The 23,041-nt window shown below is 64.0% G+C and carries 14 protein-coding genes, 1 tRNA gene and 1 pseudogene; 8 read left to right on the forward strand and 8 right to left on the reverse strand.

Features of this window, described 5'->3' with window-relative positions; translation table 11 throughout:
- Positions 1-872 precede the first annotated feature (872 nt).
- Positions 873-2,264, forward strand: coding sequence for an alpha-amylase family glycosyl hydrolase (locus B7R93_RS09175; RefSeq protein ID WP_232798241.1), 1,392 nt, complete (start codon positions 873-875; stop codon positions 2,262-2,264).
- An 86-nt stretch (positions 2,265-2,350) separates the two neighbouring features.
- Complete coding sequence (locus B7R93_RS09180; protein ID WP_103020460.1) at positions 2,351-3,571, forward strand: MFS transporter; 1,221 nt, start codon at positions 2,351-2,353, stop codon at positions 3,569-3,571.
- A 70-nt stretch (positions 3,572-3,641) separates the two neighbouring features.
- On the opposite strand, the gene B7R93_RS09185 is transcribed toward B7R93_RS09180, so the two are convergent.
- Positions 3,642-4,652, reverse strand: coding sequence for an alcohol dehydrogenase (locus B7R93_RS09185; protein ID WP_232798242.1), 1,011 nt, complete (start codon positions 4,650-4,652; stop codon positions 3,642-3,644).
- Between the two features lie 235 nt (positions 4,653-4,887).
- Between B7R93_RS09185 and B7R93_RS09190 the strand changes: the two genes are divergently transcribed.
- Positions 4,888-6,525 carry a DUF2207 family protein gene (locus B7R93_RS09190; RefSeq protein WP_103020462.1) on the forward strand — a complete coding sequence of 546 codons (1,638 nt, stop codon included), beginning with the start codon at positions 4,888-4,890 and terminating at the stop codon, positions 6,523-6,525.
- A 54-nt stretch (positions 6,526-6,579) separates the two neighbouring features.
- Here B7R93_RS09190 and B7R93_RS15315 read toward each other — a convergent pair whose 3' ends face one another.
- From B7R93_RS15315 to B7R93_RS09210, 4 genes are read right to left on the reverse strand one after another with little or no spacing between them, the layout of a single operon-like run.
- Positions 6,580-6,807 carry a putative signal transducing protein gene (locus tag B7R93_RS15315; RefSeq protein ID WP_157942261.1) on the reverse strand — a complete coding sequence of 76 codons (228 nt, stop codon included), beginning with the start codon at positions 6,805-6,807 and terminating at the stop codon, positions 6,580-6,582.
- A 32-nt stretch (positions 6,808-6,839) separates the two neighbouring features.
- A complete protein-coding gene (locus B7R93_RS09200; protein ID WP_103020464.1) occupies positions 6,840-7,493 on the reverse strand; it encodes a riboflavin synthase in 654 nt (217 codons plus the stop codon).
- A 53-nt stretch (positions 7,494-7,546) separates the two neighbouring features.
- Complete coding sequence (ribD, locus tag B7R93_RS09205; RefSeq protein ID WP_103020465.1) at positions 7,547-8,740, reverse strand: bifunctional diaminohydroxyphosphoribosylaminopyrimidine deaminase/5-amino-6-(5-phosphoribosylamino)uracil reductase RibD; 1,194 nt, start codon at positions 8,738-8,740, stop codon at positions 7,547-7,549.
- Positions 8,692-9,390 carry a hypothetical protein gene (locus B7R93_RS09210; protein ID WP_103020466.1) on the reverse strand — a complete coding sequence of 233 codons (699 nt, stop codon included), beginning with the start codon at positions 9,388-9,390 and terminating at the stop codon, positions 8,692-8,694. Before B7R93_RS09210 ends, ribD begins: the two co-directional genes overlap by 49 nt.
- A gap of 237 nt (positions 9,391-9,627) precedes the next feature.
- On the opposite strand from B7R93_RS09210, the gene B7R93_RS09215 reads away from it, so the two are divergent.
- The 5 genes and pseudogenes from B7R93_RS09215 (at position 9,628) to B7R93_RS09230 (ending at position 20,369) form a co-directional block, all read left to right on the forward strand.
- Complete coding sequence (locus B7R93_RS09215; protein WP_103020467.1) at positions 9,628-10,521, forward strand: lysophospholipid acyltransferase family protein; 894 nt, start codon at positions 9,628-9,630, stop codon at positions 10,519-10,521.
- A 46-nt stretch (positions 10,522-10,567) separates the two neighbouring features.
- Positions 10,568-10,643, forward strand: a tRNA-Gln gene (locus B7R93_RS09220).
- Positions 10,644-11,511: 868 nt separating this feature from the next.
- Entirely contained in the window at positions 11,512-18,573 is a 7,062-nt protein-coding gene (locus tag B7R93_RS09225) for a S8 family serine peptidase (protein WP_232798245.1), read from the forward strand.
- A 128-nt stretch (positions 18,574-18,701) separates the two neighbouring features.
- Positions 18,702-19,064: pseudogene (locus B7R93_RS16225) on the forward strand (cohesin domain-containing protein); the annotation flags it as partial.
- Between the two features lie 210 nt (positions 19,065-19,274).
- Positions 19,275-20,369, forward strand: a complete 1,095-nt coding sequence (locus B7R93_RS09230) for a T9SS type A sorting domain-containing protein (RefSeq protein ID WP_232798297.1) — start codon at positions 19,275-19,277, stop codon at positions 20,367-20,369.
- Between the two features lie 22 nt (positions 20,370-20,391).
- Here B7R93_RS09230 and phoU read toward each other — a convergent pair whose 3' ends face one another.
- From phoU to pstA, 3 genes are read right to left on the reverse strand one after another with little or no spacing between them, the layout of a single operon-like run.
- On the reverse strand, positions 20,392-21,129 hold the full coding sequence (gene phoU, locus B7R93_RS09235; RefSeq protein WP_103020469.1) for a phosphate signaling complex protein PhoU: 738 nt from the start codon (positions 21,127-21,129) through the stop codon (positions 20,392-20,394).
- A 45-nt stretch (positions 21,130-21,174) separates the two neighbouring features.
- Positions 21,175-22,062, reverse strand: coding sequence for a phosphate ABC transporter ATP-binding protein PstB (gene pstB, locus B7R93_RS09240; protein WP_103020470.1), 888 nt, complete (start codon positions 22,060-22,062; stop codon positions 21,175-21,177).
- Positions 22,063-22,108: 46 nt separating this feature from the next.
- On the reverse strand, positions 22,109-22,996 hold the full coding sequence (pstA, locus tag B7R93_RS09245) for a phosphate ABC transporter permease PstA (RefSeq protein ID WP_103020471.1): 888 nt from the start codon (positions 22,994-22,996) through the stop codon (positions 22,109-22,111).
- Positions 22,997-23,041 lie beyond the last annotated feature (45 nt).

A 23,041-nucleotide genomic window follows, 5' to 3' on the forward strand; every position in this document is an offset into this window, starting at 1 on the left:
ACGAAGAAGAATGAAGAACAAAGTAATCAAAATCTGTTTGGCGGACTGTCTATGGCCCCCCAAGAGCACTCGGTCGCTCTGCTCCCAGCGCACTCTGAAAGCACTCGGTCGCTTTGCTCCCAGCGCTGTGGCTTCGCGGATCTCGTGCAGAACGGGTTCTGCACTCGTCCGAGAGCTCACCAGGGGCATAACCTCGCCACGACCTCGCTCTTGCTCGGCCCCTGCTGCAGGGCTCGATTGGGCCCCGGTCGTCCACTTCGCCCGCTGTGGCTCGGCTGAATGTCCATCCGCCAAGCAGGTTTTCAATTCCCAGACCGGACTGCTCTCTGAAGAGCCCGAACGATACTCGACGGTCTCAGGACACTTCTCATTTTTGTCTCGGCTCTTGCATGGCGGGCAATCCACTGCTCATGTCACTTCGACTTCGCTCCATTGTCCAGCAATGGCATTTCGCTTCGTTTCTTCCTCGGGTTGACCCTAAAACGGGCTTCGGACATTGGCTTTTCTCCTGCTCCTCTCAGTGGCTCGGGGCTGAGGCGCAGCCCTTTCCTGGGCCCGGACACGCAACGGCCGGGGAGATTGCCATCGGCTTCGAGTTTGCGGAGGCCCTCCTCTGGTGCGAGGGATGGCTCATTTTTAGTGACATTTTGTAGTGATATTCCGGCTGTTCGAGTTGATGAATGGACGGCTGAACATGGACACAGCGTCTTCCCAAAGCCGTCAGTCCACGCCAACGAGCTCGCGGTGGGCCCGACAGGAGACGGAGGGACTTGGGGGCGTTCGGCCTACTTCCTATGTTGTGTTTCCGTCGGCCCATAAGGCTCCAGGGGGCGGCGGGTGCAGCGATCTCTCGTTCAGCCAGCGTCTCCGCCATGCTCCGCCGCTCGGTCCTCTTTGCACTCGCGTCCGCCTTGGTCATCGGTCTCGTCGGGTGCGGAAGCCCGTCCAACGAGCCCGCGCCCGGCTCCATCGACGGGGTGGGCGAGCCGGCCTGGACGCAGGACGCCACCGTCTACGAGGTGTTCGTGCCCGATGCCTCCGCGGAGGGCACCTTCCAGGGGCTCATCGGGCGGCTCGATGAGATTCAGAAGATGGGTGTCAACACGCTTTGGCTCATGCCCATCCACCCGATTGGCGAAGAGCGGCGCAAGAGCGACATCGGGGCGCTCGGATCCCCGTACTCGATTCGGGACTACTACGACGTGAATCCGGACTACGGGACGAAGGCCGACTTCCGGGCGCTCGTCGACTCGGTGCACGCCCGCGACATGCACATCATCATCGACCTGGTGGCCAACCACACCGCGTGGGACCACCCGTGGCTGGAGGACCACCCGGACATGTACAGCGATGGGCCCATCGACGGCTTCACGGTGCCGGTGCTGAACGGCGATACGACCGACTGGACGGACGTCGTGGAGCTTGACTTCGAGACCCCACGGACGCGGCAGGAACTGATCGACGTTATGCAGTACTGGGTCCGCGAGTTTGACATCGACGGCTACCGGGCCGACGTGGCCCACGCGGTGCCGCTTGACTTCTGGGAGAGCGCAATCGACTCGGTGGAGGCCCACAAGGAGGTGCTCATGCTCGCCGAGGCGGCTGGGGGAGAGATGCACACGGTGGGCTTCGACCAGACCTACGCCTGGCCCTTCTACGGGGCGCTGAAGCGGGTGTGGGAGAAGGACGTCCCGGTCCGCACCCTCGCCACGCAGGTCGACACGACGCTCGCCAAGTTGCCGGATGCGGCCCGGCGGCTGCGCTTTACCACGAACCACGACGAGACGATGTGGGACACCCCCCCGCCCGTCCTCTTCGACGGACGGGAGGGGGCGAAGGCGGCGTTCGTGCTGGCGACGAGCATGCCCGGCGCGCCGCTGGTCTACAACGGCCAGGAGCTGGGGGTGGCCGATTCGGTCTCGTTCTTCGCCCGCACGCCGTACGACTGGTCGCAGGCCCCCGATGTCCGACGCTTCTATCGGAACTACCTCGGGCTGTACGGCAACAGTCCGGCCCTGCGAACGGGGACCCTGACGGTCCACACCCCGGACGCCGAGGATGTGCTGGTGTATGAGCGAGCGACGAACACGGACAGCCTGCTCTTTGCGGTCAATGTCCGCGACGCCTCACACGAGGTGCCCCTTCCGGACGGCTACGCCGACGTGTCCCTCACCGATGCCCTGACGGGGGCGTCCGTGGAAGGGCCGACGCTGCCCATAGAGGGCTACGGCTACCGTGTCCTCCGGCGGGCGGCGGCCGAGTGACCGAGGCGCGAGAACACGGAGGGCGCGGGGCCTCCGTGCGTGCCCGGAGTCGATGAGTTGTACCGATGTTCCCGTAGATGTCGCTTATGAAATCCCCCGATGACGCCAAGGGCTCGTCTCGTTCCCCAGTCGCGTCGTCGGAAGCGCCCCTCGCCGAGCTTGACGTCTGGTTGCTCTTCGCCGTCACCCTGGTCGGTGTCGGCAACGTGTCCGGCGTGTCGCCCGCCTTCCCGCAGGTGGTGGACGTGCTCGGCATCTCTCGGGTCCAGGTCGGCTGGGTCGTAACGGTCTACTCGCTCCCGGGCCTTCTGAGTGCGCCCCTTGCGGGCATCGGTGCCGACCGCCTGGGGCGAAAGCGGGTGCTGGTGCCCACGCTGTTTGTGTTTGGGATCGCCGGTGGGGCGTGCGCCCTGGCCCGCTCGTTTCCCGTGCTGCTCGGCCTGCGGGCCGTGCAGGGGTTCGCCGCGGCGCCGCTGGTCGGACTCGCCATCACAATCATTGGCGACCGGTACGAGGGCGCAACGCGGGCCGCGGTGGTCGGCTACAACGCCACGGCCCTCAACGTGGGGACGGCGGCCTTTCCGGCCGTGGGGGGAATGCTGGCGGCCATTGCGTGGTACGTGCCGTTTGCGCTTCCGCTCCTGGCCCTTCCGGTGGGGGCGGCGGTGGCGTGGAAACTGGAGGCCCCCGCGGTCGATGGCCGGTCGAGCGCGGAGGGCTTTCGGGGATACCTCCGGACGGTGGGAAAGCGCCTGCGGGATCGACGGGTCTTCGGCCTGCTCGCGGTCAACCTCGGCATCTTCGTCCTCATCTTCGGTGCCTTCCTCACGTACGTGCCGGAGCTCGTGGAGACCCGCTTCGGGGCCTCGTCGGTTGCGGCTGGGGGCGTGCTGGCCGCGGCGTCGGTGTCGAGTGCCCTCGTGGCGACCCAGATTGGGCGCCTCGCGACCTGGATCCCGCCCCGCCGCCTCATCCAGGGCTCAATCGTGATCGACGGGGTGGCGCTTGCCCTTATGCCGCTGGCCCCTGGGGTGTGGGGCGTCGGGCTGGCCTCACTGCTCTACGGCGTGGCCCAGGGCCTTAACCAACCGGCCCTGCAGACGCGGCTGACCGAGCTGTCGTCGGAGGCCTCTCGCGGCGTGATCCTGTCCCTCAACGGCACAATCCTGCGCCTGGGGCAGGCTGGAGGGCCGCTTTTGATGGGCCTGGCGCTCGCCCTGGGCGGCATCGAGGCGGTCTTCTACGCGGCTGGGGGCGTGGCCTTCTTGGTGGGCCTCGCGGCGCTGTGGCTCCTGAACACGGCGTAGGGACGTCCGGACGAGGGACCAGGCCCTTGTCCAGGTTGCCGATGCGGCGGCGCCTCTCCCCGCGCCGTTCTTAGTGGTCCATCGTGAGGACTGCGCGGAAGCGGGCCTCGTTGTTGATCATGCGGTCGTAGGCGGCCCCGGCCTCCGTCAGAGAAAAGGTCTCGATCTCGGGCAGCGCCTCGGCCTGCGCGCTGAACGCGAGCGTGTCCTCCGAAGCCTTCGCGTCGCCACTGGGCCACCCGGAGACCGACTTGCGACCCTGAATGAGCGCCATTGGCGGCACCTCTACGGCCTCCCCCGTCGCGGCGACGATCACGAGATCGCCGTCGCGGCCCAGCCCGCCGACGACCGACGTGATGGCGTCCGCGTTTGGCGCGGTGGCCAGGATCAGGTCGGCGCCGCCCCGGGCCTGAAGCGCCTCGGCCGGATTGGTGCTCGACACGTCGACGAAGTGGGCCGCCCCGAGGTCGTGGGCCAGTGCCTTCTTGTCGGCACTCGTGGAGAGGGCCACGACCTCCAGCCCCATCGCCGCGGCGTACTGCACGCCCAGGTGGCCCAGCCCGCCGATGCCCTGCACGGCGACGAGGTCGCCGGGGCGGAGGTCCTGGTTGCGGAGCGCGTTGAACGTGGTGATGCCGGCGCAGAGCAGGGGCGCAGCGTCTTCGGCGGCCAGCTCCTCCGGCATCTTCGCCACGGCCTCCGCGGGAGCGGTCATGTATTCCGCGTAGCCCCCATCGAAGTGAATCCCGGTCACGAGGCCGTTTTCGCAGTTGACGAAGTCGCCCTCCCGACAGGCGTCGCAGGTGAAGCAGTGGCCGCCGTGCCATCCAACGCCGACGCGGTCGCCCTCCGCCCACTGGGGGACGTCTGGTCCCATAGCGTCGACCACCCCGGCCACCTCGTGGCCCGGCACGCGAGGATACTCAAGGCCGGGAAACGTCCCCTCCTTCACGAAGGCGTCGCTGTGACAGACCCCACACGCCTCCACCCGAACGCGCACCTCGTGGGCGTCCGGCTCGGGAACGGGCAGATCTACAATCTCAAAGTCGGCACCGGCACTGGGAACGCGGGCAGCTTTCATGGGGGACATGGGAAGGAGAATTGGAAGCGTGGGCGAGAAGGCTGGACGCCTCGACGAAGAGGGTGTCCTAAAAGGTGCCTTACAAATTTATATGTTCATATGTTGATACCAACCGAGGCGTGCTGCGTTTCTAAGCGGGAATGTGCGACCTGGAGACTCACCGGGGATTGTCTGTAACGACTCGGGAGAGAGCCTCGTCGAAAAACAAGAGATCACTCACAGATCCAGGCTTCTCATGTCCGCCGCCTCCATTCTTCGCCTTGCAGCTGTTGCGGTGCTCCTCGCCGCTGGCCCCGCCGCGGCCCAGGAGAAAGAGTACGTGCTGTCAGATGTGGATATCACCGTTCATGTGCAGCCCGATGGGGGCTACGCGGTGGAGGAGTCGATCGCGTACGGCTTCCAACGGGGGACCTTCTCGCGGGCCTACCGATCGGTCGTGCGGGAGGACGCAGGAGCTCTCGGGGCGGTGGAGGTAACCAGTCCGGAGACCTCCATCGACTCAGTCCGAGTTGAGGAGACAAACGGCGTGCGCCAGGTCTGGTGGGCGTTTCCGGATCGCTCCGCGCCGGCCCAGTTCGATGTGCATTACGTTCTGGAGGCGGCGCTCCACGAGCGGGGCAACCGCAACGTCGTACAGCTCGATGTGATGGCCGACGGGGCCGTGGTGCCCACCCGGGACGTAGATGTGCGCATTGCCCTGCCGGCGGCCTTCGACGTACGACTGGACCAGGTGGCGCTCGATCCGGATGCGGGGGCGGTCCGGCGAGAGGAGGGACGGCTCGTGGGGGCGATTCACCGAGACCTTGTCGAGGAGGGAGAAAGCCTCTCGGTCGAGATGTCGTTTCCGAGGCAGGTGGCGGGCGAGTACCTGCCGACGGCCCTAGATCTCCTCCTCGGGCTGGTTCTCGTGGTCGTGGGCGGGGCCGCGGGGGGCGTTGCCGCGTGGCGCTGGCGGGGCCCGCGTCCGGAGGCGACGGCCCGACGCCCGCCCGCCGACCTTGACCGGCCGATGGCGGTGGCGCTGCTCGGGAACCAGGACGGGCAGGCGTTCCTCGCGACGCTGTTCGACCTCGTCCGGCGCGGCCACGTCACCCTTCGCCACGACCGCGAAGACCAGATCATTGGGACGACCGACGTGGTTCGTCTGGAGGTGCATCCGGATCCCACAGATCTCTCCGACTTTGAGCGTCGATTCGTAGACGAGCTGGATGGACACGAGACCCTCGACGACTTTTGGTCGGACACCCGATCGTTTCGGGGCGACGTCATGAGCGACGTCCGAGACGCGCTGTTCGACCGCGGGTGGATGGAGGACCACACGCTGCGTTCCGGACTGCTCTTGGGAGGGGGCTTCGTGGCACTCCTCGGCGGGTTTGCCGCCGTCATTACGGGGGACAGTGCCTTTCGTCTCTTCCTCCTCTTTGCCGGAGTGGGCATGGGACTCGGGGGCGTCATCGCCGCGGTGCGCCGCTACACCTGGACCGAGGAGGGGGCGCGCCGGGCGGGGGCCCTCCGCTCGTACCTTGACCACGAGACGTCGGAGATCGAACGCTTGCAAGAGACGAGCCCGGCGCGGGCGGCCGAGCGGCTCGTGGACGCTCTGCCGTGGCTGCTCCTCCACGACGAGGTGTCAAAATCCTGGATCGAGGACACAAAAGAGGCGCTCAACGCGACGACCGAGGTGCCGGAGCTGCCGGACGGATTCGTGAGCCTCGTGGATCCGGAGGAGGGGGCGAGTGCCCCCGTCACGACGTTTCTCCCGGTGGTGACCGTAATGGGGGCGGTCGAGTCGTCGTCGGCCGGGGCGGTTGGGGCGGCTGGGGCTGCCGGTGCAGCCGGCGGTGGTGGGGCCGGTGCCGCGGGGGCGGCGTGATGGCGTCGAACGCTGGACGGTTGAAGGGCAGAGCGTCGGGAACGGGGCAATGCGTCAGGAGGAGGGCCCCAGGGTCAGCACGTCCCGGGCCTCATCTGCGCGGCTGGCAGGCACTTTTACCTGTACGCCCCCTTCCGTGGCGTCAAACATCGTAGAGAGGCCGGACTGCTCCGCATTCGCGAGCATGCACGGGATGCCGGCACCCTCCAGCTTGGCTTTTGCGAGTTGCGCGCTGCCTTGCCGGTCGTGGCGGGCGACGGTGACGAGGGACGCATCCGACACGGCACGCTGAGACGGTTGGGAGGAGAAAGGGGTTAGTCTTCCATCCAGGTCTTCGCCAGCGCGTCTGGGTCGGGCGTCTCGCCGCTGGCGGCGAAGCTGCGGGCCACGTACTTGCCGATCAGGTCGAACTCCAGGTTCACCGCCGCCCCGTCCGTCCACGTCTCCGACACGTTCGTGACGTCGTGGGTGTGCGGGATGATGGCGACGGTAAACGTGTCCTCCTCCAGGCGGGCCACCGTGAGGCTGATGCCGTCCACGGAGACGGAGCCGACCGGAATCAGGTACGCGGCGTGCTGCGGGTCGAACTGAATCGTGTAGAGCCAGTCGGTCTCCTCCCGCTCCACGTTCGTGATGGTGCCGGTGGCGTCGACGTGGCCCTGCACGAAGTGGCCGTCGAGCCGATCGCCCGCCTGCAGCGCCCGCTCCAGGTTCACCGGCGCGCCGGCCTCCAGGGCACTGAAGGTCGTCTTGCGCAGGGTCTCCTCGATCGAGTCGACGGCAAAGGTGGAGGCGTCCGGATTGACGTCCACGACGGTCTGACACGCGCCGTCGATCGACACGCTCTGGTCGACACGCAGCTCGGGGGCCATGTTAGTCTCAATCGTGAGCCGCTTCCCCGCGTGGTCGCTGCCGAGGGACTCGATTGCCGTGAGGGTGCCGACGTCTTCGATAATACCGGTAAACATTGCGTTGGGCTCTGTGAGGGAGGAAGTTCTGCGTCGAAAAGAGGGAGAACGTTCTACGCGGGGCGCCGATAGCCGCGCAGAAGCACGTCGTCGCCCACGGTTTGCCACTCCTGCTCGGCGAACGTGAGGGCGTCGTCCATCTCCGTGACGCCCAGGTCGCGCAGCGTGGGAATGCCGTCCCCCACCACCTTCGGCGCGACGAAGCAGAAGAAGCGGTCCACGAGGTCGTGCTGGAAGAGGGCCGTGGCAAGGCCGGGCCCCGCTTCGACGAGCAGCGACTGAAGCGGCTCCGCGTCGCGGCCGGCGTCGGTGCCGAGGCGCCGGAGGAGGGCATCCAGGTCGAGGTGGTCATTGTCCGTTTCGGGGATGCGGAGGATCGTGCCCCCGCGGTCGGTCAACGCATCGGCGTAGTCGGGACGAGGCCGGTCATTCCCAATGACGGCGACCGTGTCGTTGGCGTGAGCGTCGGTGAAGAGGGTGCAGTTGGGAGACAGGCTGCCCGTGCGGTCGAGGACGAGGCGGAGCGGCTGGGGGCCGTCCACGTGACGCACTGTGAGGCGCGGATCGTCGCTCGCGGCGGTGCCGCGGCCCACGAGGACCCCGTCTAGTTCGGCCCGCCACTCGTGGACGAGGGTGCGTGCGGCCTCCCCCGTGATCCACTGGCTGTCGCCCGTGCGGGTGGCGATGCGCCCGTCCAGCGTCTGGGCCGTCTTGAGCGTGACGAGCGGGCGCCCGGTGTCGACGTGATGAAAAAATGCCTCGTTGAGGCGGTGGCAGGCACGCCCGTGGACCCCAACCTCCACCTCCACGTCCTGCTCGCGCAACCGACGAATGCCACGGCCTTGGGCCTGGGGAAACGGATCCACCGTCCCCACGACGACGCGAGGCACCCCCTTCTCGATGAGCAGGTTGGTACAGGGCGGCGTCTTGCCGTGGTGGCTACAGGGCTCAAGGTTGACGTACAGCGTGGCGTCTCGGAGGGCGGCGGGGCCGTGCTGCCGTTCGGCTGCCTGAAGGGCGTGGGCCTCCGCGTGGGGCTCTCCATAGGCCCGGTGAGCACCCTCTCCCAGTACGGTCCCGTCCGGAGCAACGAGAACGGCACCCACCATGGGATTGGGGCTCACCCTGCCCGCCCCCGTCCGTGCCAGGTCCAGGCACCGTTTCATCCAGGGCACATGGCCGGCATCGTCCACAGGGGTTACACTTCCTCGATGTAGCTCGGGAGCGGCGAGTCCGTCAGCTGCCATGTGTCAAAGTAAAACTTGGATTCAGAACGGGCCTTCTGGTAGGGAAGGACAAATCGGCGGGTCTTCTCGGCAGGAGCATTTCGAAATGCCGCTACGAGCCGGTCCCGTACCGGAACAGGGGAGAAGAAGCCCCAATCGTGTCCGTCGTGGGCTGGCTCCGGAAAAAAGACGACATGGGCGTCTTCGAGTAGGGACTGCAGGGCGCCGGCGGCACGACGCGGAGCCCTACCTGCCACAGCGGTCATCCGTTCCGCCGCAACTGGGGCGTCGGCCGACACCAACAGTGTGGTGTGGGAGGGCGTACGGAGAACCCGTCTCGCCGTGTCCGGAGCCAACGACTCCGCGGTGCCCTGGGTCGTGACACGGCCCCACCACGACCGACCGACGGCGTCGAGCAGCGGTGCTACGTACGCGTCGGGGGCGCGGAGGGTCGTTAGGCCCACAGCGTCGTCGGCGTGGTTGGTGCCGGCGAGGTAGCCACGGTAGACGTCGTTCGTGTCGAACGGGGAGTCGCGAAGGTCGGAGAGGGTCCTAGGGGGCTCCGGGCGATCATCACGCCGACGGGCGTCGGGATTGCCGTCGGGCGTAACGGTTTCGAGAAGCGCGGGCTCCTCGTGGAAGTATTTAAGGGTATCTGAGGGAGCAGCCACGGGGCGGAGGAAGCACGTTGCGTTATTGGGGCTGTTTTGCCACAACAACTTCTATGCACAGCAGGGCGGTACGATGCCGATCAGAAAAGATTCACGAGATTCTGCCTCTTCGCTCACGGGCTTCGCGCGAGGGCGTCCATCCTGGGTGCGTCCACACGAGCCGGCCCTGAACCAAATGCCCTCGGCCGGGCATAGACTCTGTCGTACTGCTTGTCTGTCCTTCGCTTCTCTTGTACAATGCGCTCGGTACTCACGTCCCTTTGGGTGTGGTTTGCGATCGGCCTCTTGATCGTCCTGTGGGTGCCTGTAATGCTCGTCGCGCGGGTCGTGGACCGCGATCCCGCTCACTACTACGCCGGGTACACGCTTCGCATCCTGGGGCGCCTGCTTACGTACGTGAATCCGTTCTGGGAGGTGCACCTGGAGGGCCCGCTTCCGGAGAATGGCCGCCGCCCGCGCGTGGTGGTCGGAAATCACTTTTCGCAGGCGGATCCCCCCATCATCTCCCGCGTGCCCTGGGAGATGAAGTGGGTGGCGAAGAAGGAGCTCTTCGACCTGCCGGTGGCCGGGTGGCTTCTGCGCCTGAGCGGGGACATCTCGGTCGACCGGCGGCGCAAGAAGAGCCGTGCCCAGGTCCTCACCACGGCCCGCGACTACCTGGCGAAGCGGTGCAGCGTCATGTTCTTTCCGGAGGGCACACGCTCCCGTGACGGGCGGGTACAACAGTTTTCGGACGGGGCCTTCCGGCTCGCCATCGAAGAAGGGGTGCCGGTTTTGCCCATCGCCATCGACGGCACGCACGAGGCCCTGCCGAAGCACTCCCCCTGGTTCGAGCCCAATCCGGAGCCCATCCGCGTGCGAGTGCTCGATCCGGTCGAGACCGACGACTACACGCCGGACCAGGCCCGGACCCTGCAGCGGCACGTACGGGCCCAAATCGTGCACCAGATCGCAGCCTGGCGCCACGCCGACCTCGACACGGTGGACGGGCGAAAGGGCACGGAGGCCGCGGCTGCCCGGTGGCTTAACGACGGCCCGGAGGCCCAGCCCCGATCCGCAAGAGACGAGCCCTCTGGTGAAGCGTCCGTCAAACCCTCTGGACCGTCCGGCATGTCGGAACCGGGCCGATAGAGGACTCATTTCGTGTATTGATTCAAAAACGGCGTCCCCAAACGATTGCCCAGTAGCTCAATTGGCAGAGCGTCCGGCTCTGGACCGGGAGGCTGGTGGTTCGAATCCACCCTGGGCAACCAACTCCATCTCCCCGTGCCCCGTGGCATCATCGATGCTGCGGGGCATTTTTGTCTTGGGGGTTTGAAAGAGATGTTCACGGTGCCCCGACGGAAAAGAATTGAGGCCCACGTGGAGTAGCTTCGAGAAGAGGTTCCCGATGCCTTCGGAGTCGAGCATTTGTCCCGTCTTTCTGCTCGTCCCACTGCAGCGGCTCACGAGAGGAAAAAGAAAGACACGCCGTCCCACAGCCCTGAGCAAGCCAGGCACGCCTCCAAAACCCTGCGAGTGCCGCACCGCCTTCCGAAAGAAACGAAAGAGCGGTGAGAATTATCGGACGGAGTAAAAAACACCGTTTTAGGGGACTGTAAGACAGGGTCCATTGGTTCCATTCCTTGTGTCTTTCTAAAACTACTTTTCTCCTTAACATGAATAAAAAATTAAGATATATATAGCGAGTCCGGAGGAATACGGGGCAACTCGATGGATGGGAGGAGAAACAGGTACAAAATCGAGATGCGTGCGGATGAAGTGCAGAAAGAGTCCCCGTTCCCAGATGAGATCAGTGGTACTTTTGGATTACCATGACTGATGCTTCAGCCAGTCAGGAATTTCCGACTTCATTCGTCTTGACAACAAATTTTTCTCTAGGTACAATTGACATGCCATGAACAAAAACAGCAAAGAAAAAAGATCTCGGTAGGAGGTGTGAGGAATTTTCCTCACACGACCCCGACGATTCTTACATTTTGACATAACATACTGAAGCCCCGCGCCGGACTGGTCTTTGGAAGGGACGGCCGACGCGGGGCGCCCACAGCTACCGCTGCAAGCCCAATGGATACAACGGTACAAAGGATAGGTTCTGCGGCACGCCCATGGACATTGTTCTTGGGCGCTGCCTTTGCACTTCTTGTCTCTGCATCGCTCTTTGCCGGGGCGGCCCTCGGTCAAGGGGCTGACCCTCCAGGCACATCGGTTGAACAGGAGGGAGAAGGCACCTGGCACGAGGACGTGCTCCGGATCAAGGTGGCCCCGGACGTTGCCGGTCAGGCGACGCCCATGAAGCAAAACGGGGTTGCGATGCTCGGCGTCCCCTCCATTGATGCACTCAATCAGGAGTACGACGCCGTCTCGATTGAGCCCCTGTTTGATGTAGGGGGCGAGTACGAGGAACGTCACCGCGACTACGGCCTCCACCGGTGGTACGAGATCCGTCTCGCCGACGGAAAGGCGTCGGCGGACACGGACGTGGAGAGGGTCATGGGGGCATACTCGAATGCCTCGGCCGTCTCTGTGGCCGAAGGAAAGGCTCGGGCCGAGCAGCATGTCACCGAGCGCGGGTCGGCCCCAGCTACCTCTCTGCTTGACCCACTGCCCGGTCCCCCCGACGATCCGTTGTTTGGGGACCAGTACGGGTTCCAGAATATCGAGGCGGGAGGCGGATGGCAGACCCGAACTGGAGACACGACCGTCGTCGTGAGCATTCACGACTCGGGCATCAGTGGAAGCTTCGACGGGTCCGAAACGGATCTCAATCATCCGGACCTTGAGCCGAACGTCTGGTACGGCGGGGACCCGAGTGACGGAAGTGTTCACGGGAAGAACTTTCGTGCTGGTGATCCCGCAGACCTGACCGACAACAACGGGCACGGGACGCATGTCACCGGGACGGTTGCCGCCGCGACCAACAACGGCTTCGGCGTGGCGGGGACGGCCGGCGGAAACGGAGAGTTTGCGGACGGACGTGGGGACGGGGTTCGCTTCATGGTCACTCCGGGCCTCAACCAGCCGGATGCATACATATACGCCGCCGACAACGGCGCGGCCGTCTCCCAGAACAGCTGGGGCTTTACGAGCCCGGGGGTATTCCCGCAGTCCCTGCAGGACGCCATCGACTACTTTATTGACAACGGCGGTGGCGATGATCTCGACGGAGGGATTGTCGTGTTCTCCGCTGGAAACGACGCCGACAACGGGGACTGGTTTCCGGCGGCCTACGAGCCAATCGTCTCGGTGGCTTCCACAGACCAGGCCGACAACGTGTCCACCTTCTCCAACTTTGGGGAATGGGTGGACATCGCCGCCCCGGGCACCGGGATTCTGAGCACTTGGATTGCGGGGCAGGGGAGTGTCGAGAGTAACTTTGAGTTCCTGAGTGGGACCTCGATGGCCGCCCCTCACGTGTCGGGGGCCGCCGCGCTGGTGGTGTCCGAGTTCTCCGACGTCAGCAGCCCCGACCAGGTGGAGTCGATCCTGAAGGAGTCTGCGGACGACATTGGGGCGACGCTGGACATTGGGGCGGGTCGCCTCAACCTAGCCCAGGCACTGCAGGAGGATGACGGTACGGCCCCGGCGGCGATCACCGACCTCTCGGTCACCGACGTTGCGTCGGCCCACGTCGATCTGCAATGGACCGCCCCAGATGGGGAGCCAACGGTCTACGACATTCGCTACTCCACCGACCCGATCGAGGGCGACCAGGACTTTGAGAACGCCACGCAGGCCGATGATCTCCCGTCCCCGTCTGCACCGGGAGAGACCGACGAGGCAGAGGTTGAGGGCTTGACGCCCGGCACGGAATACTTCTTCGCCGTCAAGTCGTCGGACACGTTTGGCAGTACGTCGGACCTGTCCAACGTCGCGTCGGCGACCACCGAGAACGCACCGGCGATCGCCGTGGATCCAGAGTCGGTGTCCCAAACGCTGAATACCGGAGAGTCCGGCACAGACAACTTCTCAATCTTGAATGTCGGAGAAGACACGCTATCGTTCGCCCTGCAGGCCGGCACTGGTGGCTCTGACATCGCCGACCCGATCGGTGAACCAACGGAGGTTCGCAGCTTGGTTGGTGCGCTCCCCCCGCGCCTTGAGCAGATCGAGGCCAATCAACCCCAAGACCGATTCTCGGCGAGTGAGACGACGCACAAGCCCGAGGAGGGAGCCGTGCAGCAGCAATCCACGGAGGTGGAGGGTCGCTCTCTCGCCAAGCTACTTGACGAGGTCGGGACGACCGGCTTCGGGAATGACACCTTCAACCAGGAGTTCGAAATTTACTCTTTCGATCTTGGCGTTCCCTCCGAACTCACGCTGGTCGACGACGGCGTGGACTCCTTCGCCGGAAACTTCATCCAGGGGAATAATGAGGAGCTCTATTGGATTGACAACGCGGACAACAACCTGAAAACATACGCTCTCGACGATGGGACGGTCGAGACGATTGGGGAGTTGAATCCGCAGTCCAGTGATCCAGGGTGGACCGACCTCGAGACGGATTACTCCACTGGGACGACGTACGTGACGACCACCGATGCGCTCTACGAACTCGATCCGCAGAACGCGGAGCTGACGCTCGTCGGGGAACTTCCCGGAAGCCTTCTGCCTGTCGCTTTCGCGATCGACGCTGAGGGACAAGGGTATCTCCACGACATTCAGGGGGACAACATCCTGACGGTCGACCTGCAAACGGCGGAGACGGAGGTGCTCGGGTCCACGGGCATCGACGCCAACTTCGCCCAGAGCATGACCTACGACCACGCGACGGATCAGCTTCTGATGGCGGCATACAAGGGGTCCACGGCTTCTGTGCCCGCCGAACTCCGAGAGGTAGACACGGAGACGGGCAACACGGAGCTGATTGCCCCGATTGGCCCGGAAGGCGAGTCCAACGAACTCGGGTGGTTTGCCACGCCGGGGCCGAGCTTCCAGTGGTTGGCTGCCGAGCCGACCGAGGGGGAAGTGGCTGCGGGGGACCCGGGAGAAGAAATCACGCTTACCCTCGAGACCGTGGCGGACGATGAGAATGCGAATGACCTCATCGGGGGCCTCGAGTACTCCGGAAGCGTTCAGGTCGAGAGCAACGACCCGGGCACACCGGTCGAGGAAGTTCCGGTCACGCTGACCGTGGAAGGAACCCCGGCGATTTCCGTGGACGAGAGCCTCGACTTCGGCGAGGTCTTCGCCGGCACGACGGGAGAGGACACGCTCACCGTCACGAACACGAGTGACGACGCCATTTTGCAGGTGGCCTCGATCGAGCTTGCCGAGGGAGACACGCCATTCTCGGTGGCGGACGCATCGCCGTTTGTCCTCAACCCGGGACAGAGTGGAAGCATCCCGCTCGTGTTCGAGCCGACGGAGAATGGCTCGTTCGAGACCACGCTCTCATTCGCGAACTCGGCCACGGGGACCCAGGAGGTCACGATCACCGGACAGGGATCGCCGTTCGTCTCGATTGAGCCGGACGCGCTGGAGCAGGAGATCGACCTGACGACCGGTGACTCGACGGCCACCCAGGAGTTTACCATCACCAACGAGTTCAGTGAGAGCCTTCCGTTCTCGGTCCTGATCGAATCTCTGGAGTCGGAAAGCATGGACATTACGCCGAAGCTGGCGGATGAGAAGCTCCAGCGCTGGCGTCAGCTTCAGCAGACCGCGCCGCAACTGGACGGAGAGACCCCGGAGCCATCTCTCGGACCCGTTCCCAGTGAGGGGCAGGCAACCACTCCTGCCGCGGCACGCCTCCTCGATGGTCCTCAGGTTTTGGAGGAAACGGGCGTGACGGCCTACGGAGCAGAGGTCCTTGCCCCTGAACTCGTGGCCTTCGACGTGGGCCTGCCGGGCGAATTCACGGTGGTCGACGAAGGGGTCGACTCATACGCTGGTAACTTCACCTTCGGCAACAACGAAGAAATCTACTGGATCGACAATACGGACAACACCCTCAAGACGTATGCGCTTGCGGACGGGACCGTCGAGAGCATCGGGGAACTGAACCCGGTCGGGTCGGACGTCTCCTGGTCGGACCTGGAAACCAATCCGACGGACGGCACGACGTACGTGACCGCTGGTGAGGGCAATACCAACCGGCTCTACGAGCTGGACGTAGACGACGCCGAGCTTGACCTCGTGGGGGAGTACGCGAGTGGAGACCTTGTGGTGGCCCTTGCGATCGACGGCGAAGGAAATGCGTACGCCCACGAGATCGCCAACGACGAAATTCTGAGCGTTGACCTTGAGACGGCGGAGACGGAGGTCGTGGGGCCCACGGGCATCGACGCCAACTTTGCCCAGAGCATGACCTACGACGCTGAGACGGGCCAGGTGCTCATGGCCGCGCTCCATGACTGCGGTCTCTTCGGCTGCGGGAGTGGTACTCTCCGCCAGGTGGACCGCGAGACCGGCAACACGACGCTGATTGGGCCTTTCCCGGAAGGAGGAAACGACGAGCTTGGCTGGATGGCCACGCCGGGACAGGGCATTCCGTGGCTCGCGACGAACCTAGAAAACGGCACGGTGCCGGCTGGCGCCACGCTGGAACTAGAGGCAGAGTACGACGCCACCCAGATCGTCGAGGGCGACTACGAAGCCCAAATCAGCATCGTCGGGAATCAGCTGCAGGGCGAGCCGAGCGAGTCGGTCTCGGTCAACCTCTCGGTAGAGGCTGCACCAATTTCCTTCGTCTCGAAGGATTCGCTCGGATACGAGGACCTCTTCGTGGACGATACGTCGAGCACGCAGATGGTCACGCTCCGAAATGACGGCGCGGCTGACCTGAACGTGACAAACGTGTCGGTCGACTCGGAGAACTTCGCCTTCACCGGCGGCTCAGAGTTCACCCTCGAGCCGGGGGATGCACAAATCTTCGACGTCGCCTTCACGCCGCAGAGCGTCGGCGAATTCACGGCGACGATGACCATCGAGGGCGAAGAGATCTCGACCCGCGAGGTCACGCTTGTCGGCGAGGGCATCCCGGCGCCGGAGCTCGCGCTTGATCCGCAAGGCTTCGACAAGCAGGCCTACATTGGCCAGACGCAGGAGGAGACAGTCGCAGTCAGTAACGTGGGAGACGCCCCGCTGGACTACGAGCTTTCGGTCCTGCCGTCGCAGCCGCCGGTCGAAGATGTCCTCCTGAGTGAGGAAAACTTCGGCGGTGAGTTTCCGCCGGAGGGAGGCTGGTTCCGAACCGGTGCTAACGATGGGGAAAACTGGCGACAGGGAGGCCTTGGCTCTCCCGCCGAATCCCCCGAGGCAGAGTTCTACTGGAGCCCAACCACTGTGGGCACGCAGCGCATGGTGACGCCACAGTTGGACACCGAAGGCAAATCGGAGGTGGTGGTCGAGTTTGCCCACCTGATCAATGCCTTCTCCCCTGATGAATTCGACCTGCGGCTCGAAAGCACCGGCGACGGTGGAGAGACCTGGACCACGGTCAAGGAATTCCCGGCCGAAGATGTCGGTCCGATCGAAGAGCAGATCGTGGTCAAGAATGAGGATGTGGGCTCGGATGAATTCCACCTGGCCTGGACGTTCGAGGGCGACTCCTTCCAGATCAACTGGTGGAGCGTTGATGATGTCCGGGTGTTCGACGGCAGCGAGTGGCTGGCTGTTGATCAGACGACCGGTACGCTCGAACCGTCCGAGTCGGACACGCTCGGCCTCAACATCGATACGACCGTGCCTGGATTGACTGAGGGCACGTACCAGTCGGGCCTTGGCTTCGTGACCAACGCGCCGCTTGCGGAGACCGCCGAGCTGCCGTTCACGCTCGATGTAATCGAGGCCCTTTCTGTCACCCCTCAGGACGAGGGAGACGGCGAGGTCTTCCCCAGCGAGACGTTTACGCTGAACATGGACGTCGAAAGCCTCGATGACCTGGAGGTCTTCTCCTACCAGATGGAGATGGGCTTTAACACTGATCGAATGCAGGTGCAGGAGGTCACGACCGAGGGTACGCTCAGTGAAGGCCTCACGCTGACCTCGGACATTAACAACGAGGCCGGTACCGTCACCATCGCCGCGGCCGACGATGGGTTGAATAGTAACAGCACCGAGAGCGGAGAATCCGACGGTGACGATGGGGCCGCTCTCTTCGACATCGAAGGCGAAGGCGTTCTCGTGTCGATCAAGGCGACCGGCCAGCCCGACCATGGTGAGATGGTCATGAACATGGAGGAAATGACCTTCAACGAGGGTGAGCCGCCGGCCACGCCGGCGAATGACACCATGGAGGTCGTGCCGCTCTACGGCGACACTGACCTTAACCTCAGCATCACCGCGGGAGACGCGGGGAGCACCCTCGACTTCGTGGTTGGCACAACGGACCTGCTGGATGCGCAGCAGACCCACGGGGATGTCACTGGCGACGGGGACGTCAGTGCCTTCGACGCCTCGCTGATCCTGCAGCGCACGGTGGGAGGCATCTCCTGCTTCCCGGCCGCGCCGGACTGTGAGGAAGGCACTGAGGAGGCCCTGGCGACGACATCGAAGGCGTCCGGCGATGCGGGCACGTCCTTCGCCTGGGGGGATGTGACGGAACCGAAGCAGTCCGTCAGTGCGGAGAGTGCGAAGACGGAACTGCCGCTCGTCCTGAACCAGATCGGGACGTCCGTGCAGGCCATCGACGTCAGCACGAAGATCGACCGGGACAAGGTGGCCGTCAATGACATGACCGCCCAGCTGCCGGACGACTGGCAGGCGGTGCACCATGTGGCCGACAATGGCACCCTGAAGATCTCGATGGCCGGAACCACGCCGATTGCCAACCCGGGCAAGGTGGCGACCCTCACCCTTGAACGGGAGAAGGAGGACGCGACCTTGAAGATTGGCGGCAACGTGGCCGTGAACGAATCAGCCACCCAGGAGCTGGAGACGAAGTCACTGGTCTCCATCCCGGACGAGTTTGCCCTGGAGGGGGCGTACCCGAACCCCTTCCGGCAGGCCGCCACGCTGGAGATGGACCTGCCTCAGAAGGCGAACGTGACCGTCGAGGTCTACGACCTGCTGGGCCGGAAGGTACAGACGGCCCACCGCGGCGAACTGTCGGCCGGAGCGGGCCGCACGGTTCGAGTCAACGGTTCGGACCTCTCGTCCGGCACGTACTTCTACCGTGCCCGCGTGGAGATGGACGACAACCGTGTTACCGAGACTGGGAAGATGACGGTCGTTCGGTAGCCCCGATCAGCGCATTATCCAGATCGGCTTCCCTAGATGACCAAGGGGTTCGAGGAGCTGTGCTCCTCGGACCCCTTTGGTTCTTGGGGGAAATCGCCGAGCTCGTACACAAACCCCTTTCGACCACGATGAGTGATCGGTTTCTGCCTGCACTCCTGGCTCTGCTTGTTGTTACCCTCGTTGTGGGGAGTCCATTGTCCTCTCAGGCACAGAAGGTTCCTTCTGTGACCGTCCCGGAGGTGGAGCCGACGCCTGGGAATACTGTTACTCTCAGCATCGAGGTGGATCTTGGAGGTAAAGACGCGAAGTCTTACTCAGGTATGGAGTTCATATTCGATGACACGGTTCTGACTATTGTTGAGGTCCGAGACGGAAATGAGCTCAGTTTTGGGTCAAACAACCTAACGACAAACGAAGGCTCAGGTAAGCTTCGGGTATCTAACACCGCCGGTAGCTCCGTGTCCGGGAGTGGAGAGTTCCTCCAGATCGATGTCGAACTGACACAGGGTATACAAAAGCCTGGCACTCCCTTCAGGCTCACTCCGAGTAATAATCTAGTTGGTGAGGTCCCCACCAGTGTATTTGAAAAAGACGGCACTGTCTATGAGATCTCAGACATCGACCAAGGGCGGGTTGGGAATTTAAACATGCAAGATGGACGTCAGGGGGGAGATGGTACTACCGCTACAGTGACGGGTACCGTGACACGAGCATTCGGAGAGTACGTCCGGTTTCAGGATGAGAGTGACAACAGCGATCCGAGTGGTCTGACGGTCGGTCCGGTGAGTGGGGCTCTGAAGGACGACATCGGAGGAGATATCACGAAAGGAACCCGTCTCTACGTGCGAGGCACACTGTCGGAGCCCGATGGGCTTCTTCGGATCGATAACTCAGGTCTTAAGAACTACATCATTTTGGAGCAAGGATCGCTTCCAATGGCTCAGGATGTGTCACTGAGCACCCTTCGGTCGAGTGGGGACAAATTTGAGAGCGAACTCCTTCGGGTCGATGGGCTCTCGTTTCCGAACGCCAGTGGGACATTCGCCGAAAACACGACGTACGAGGTGGAGGAGGGGACGACCCTCCTTGACTATCAGGTAGGAGGAGCCGAAGAGACAAACTTGGGCGGCAAGTCGATTCCGGCCGGGACGTTCACCTACGAAGGGGTCCTCGGGGCGTCGAGGAACGGACCCCAGCTGGTACCCATCCGCGCGTCGACGGCCCTGCCGGTGGACCTGACCGGCTTCTCGGCGGTGCGCAATGGCTCGTCGGTGCTGTTGACGTGGCAGACTGCGAACGAGACCAACAACGCGGGCTTTCGTGTCCAGTACGACCAGACCGGCAGTTGGCAGACCCTCGACTTCGTCCCGAGCAACGCGGCCGACGGAAGCACCGGAGAGGCGCAGTCCTATCGGTTTACAGTTGACCGCAGACTGGGGCCGGGCACGCACCGCTTCCGGCTCGAACAGGTCGACCTTGACGAGACGACGGCCCTCAGCGACACGGTACAGATTGCCGTCGGCATGGAAGGGGCACTGCACCTGAGTGCACCGGCGCCCAATCCGGTCTCTGAACGGGCGACATTCTCGTTTGCCGTGCAGGAAGGGGCCGAGGCCGAGGTCGTGCTCTACAACATGCTCGGGCAACAGGTCAAGACGCTCTACGAAGGGACCCCCCGTGCTGGCCAATCAACCCCCTTGCGCTTTGATGCGGGTGGGCTTTCCAGTGGGGCGTACGTGGTGCAACTCCGAGCAGATGGACGCACCCGCACCCGGCGTTTGACCATTGTACGGTAGAGATGGCCGGATGAGAGGCAGTCTACGTCCCCTCACTAAACAGTTCGTCCGTCGAAGATTCGTCGAGGGGGGGAAGATCGGGGGGCTGGGGATCGTCTTGAAGGCCCCGATGTCGGAGGTCCTGGCCCTCCACCATGAAGACAATGCTCTGGGCGATGTTTTTGGCGTGGTCGGAAATGCGCTCCAGCGCCTTGCTTACGGTCAGAAGGTGGGCAATCACCTCGGACTGCTCGTGCCCCTCTTCGCACATCTCCACGAGGGTCGTAAAGGTCTCTTCGTGCAGGCGATTCACCTGCAGGTCCCGGGCGATGACCTTGCGTGCCTTCAGCCGGTCGTTTTCGAGGAACGCCATCTCGGCCTCTCGCAGCATCGTACGCGACATGTCGGCCATTTTGGGGAGTCGCGTGTCGGCGAGCAGCCCCGGGGCATCGGCCAGGTAGCGTGCGTTGCGGGAGAGGTTGCGGCAGTGGTCCCCGATCCGCTCGAAGTCGGTGTTGATCTTGACGGCCATGATGAGCATGCGCAGGTCCACCGCCACGGGGGAGTGGAGGGCCAGGATCCGCTCGCACTGCTCGTCGATTCGAAGCTCGAGGGCGTCGACGGCATCGTCCCCGGCCACGACCTCCTCTGCGAGGTCCACATCGCCCTGGAGGAGAGCGTTCATCGCGTTTGCGAACTGCTCGTCGACGCGATTGGCCATGTCGGCGATCAGGCCGCGCAGGGACGCCAGTTCTTGGTCGAGGGACGATCGATTGGGCATGAGCCGAGTGGAGAGGGATCAGCACAGGATGAAAGCCGAAGGACGCTACCCGAAGCGTCCGGTTACGTACGCCTCCGTGCGGTCCTTTTCGGGGCGGGTAAAGAGCTGGTCGGTCGGGTTCATTTCGATGAGCCGGCCCATGTAGAGGAAGGCCGTCTCGTCACTGATGCGGGAGGCCTGTTGCATGTTGTGGGTGACGATCACGATCGTGTAGTCCTCCTTCAGCTCCGTGATCGTCTCTTCGATCTTCGAGGTGGCGATCGGGTCGAGGGCGCTGGCCGGTTCGTCCATGAGCACCACGTCGGGCTGCACGGCAAGGGTCCGGGCAATGCAGAGGCGCTGTTGTTGCCCCCCACTCAGGTTGGTCGCGTGGCTGTGCAGCTGATCCTTCACCTCGTCCCAGAGGGCAGCCTGACGCAGCGACCGCTCCACGAGGGCGTCGAGGTCTCCGGTGTAGCCATTGATCTCGGCGCCCCACGCCACGTTCTTGTAGATGGTCTTGGGAAAGGGGTTCGGCTTCTGAAACACCATCCCGACCCGTCGCCGCACCATCACTGGGTCGGTGTCCTCCGCGTAGATGTCCTGGCCATCGACGAGGATGGTGCCTTCGAGCGTGGTGCCCTGAATCAGTTCGTTCATGCGGTTCAGGCACCGGAGCAGTGTGGACTTGCCGCATCCGGAGGGCCCGATCAGGGCCGTCACCCGATGGGGCTGAACGTCCATGCTGATGCCCTGCAGGGCATGGGTCCCCCCGTTGTCGTACCAGAAGTGCAGGTCCTCGATCTCAAGCTTCGGATGGACGGTCGGGGCGTCCCCGGACGAGTCCTCTCTGCTTCCCGAAGCCTCGGAGGTGTCCGGGCGGCCGTTGGGGGACACCGGGTCGGCGGAGGCTGGGGAGGTGGAAACGTCGTCGGTAGACTCGTCGGCAGGCATGGTGGGCACAGTTGGTCGTGCGAGCAAGGCAAGGGGGAGCGAGGGGCTACGAGCCGGCACGGCGCTCTTCGAAGTAGTTGCGCAGCAGGATTGCCGTCAGGTTCATGGTAAACAAGAGCATCATGAGCACCACGATGGCAGCGGCCGCGAGCGCCCGGAATTCGTCTTGGGGGCGGGCCGCCCAGTTAAAGATCTGAATCGGCAAGGCGGTAAACTGATCCAAAGCGCCCTGGGGCACGAAGGAAACGAAGGTCAGCGCCCCGACGAGAATGAGGGGAGCGGTCTCGCCGATGGCGCGGCTGAGGGCGAGAATGACGCCCGTCATGATGCCGGGGGCGGCCATTGGCAGCACGTGGCTCTGAATGACCTGCCAGCGCGTGGCGCCGAGGGCGTAGGCGCTTTCTCGAACCCCACTGGGAACGCTCCGGAGGGCCTCCTGGGTGCTAATGATGATGATCGGAAGGATCAGGAGGCTCAGTGTGAGGGCACCGGCCAGAAGGCTGCTTCCCAGCGACACGAACCGCACGAAGAGCGCGAGTCCCAAAATGCCATAGACCACCGACGGCACGCCCGCGAGGTTGGCGATGTTGACCCGAATCAGTCGCAAAAACCATCCGTCCTGCGCGTACTCTTCGAGGTAGACGGCGGACGCCACCCCCAAGGGGACCGAAATGAGGGCTGTGAGTCCCATCAGCCACAGGGTGCCCATGAGCGCCGACCAGACTCCCGCCTCGCCCGGCGTGCGAGACGGAAAGCTACGAACGAACTGCGCGTCGAGCCACGGGGCGGCCGTCAAGATCACGTCCACCAGGAGTGCCACGAGCACCACAATGCCGAAGATTGTGGCCAGAAAGAGGACCCCGGCCAAAATCATTCCGACACGCTTGCGTTGCGATCGGCGAAGCTCAAACGTTCCGTTCGGAGAGGGCTCCATGTTAGTGTGAGGCTGTTGGACTGAGGGGAGCGCGTGCGCGTGCCA

Origin of the sequence: Salinibacter altiplanensis, assembly GCF_002894645.1 — a bacterium.
Classification (GTDB): Bacteria; Bacteroidota; Rhodothermia; order Rhodothermales; family Salinibacteraceae; genus Salinibacter; species Salinibacter altiplanensis.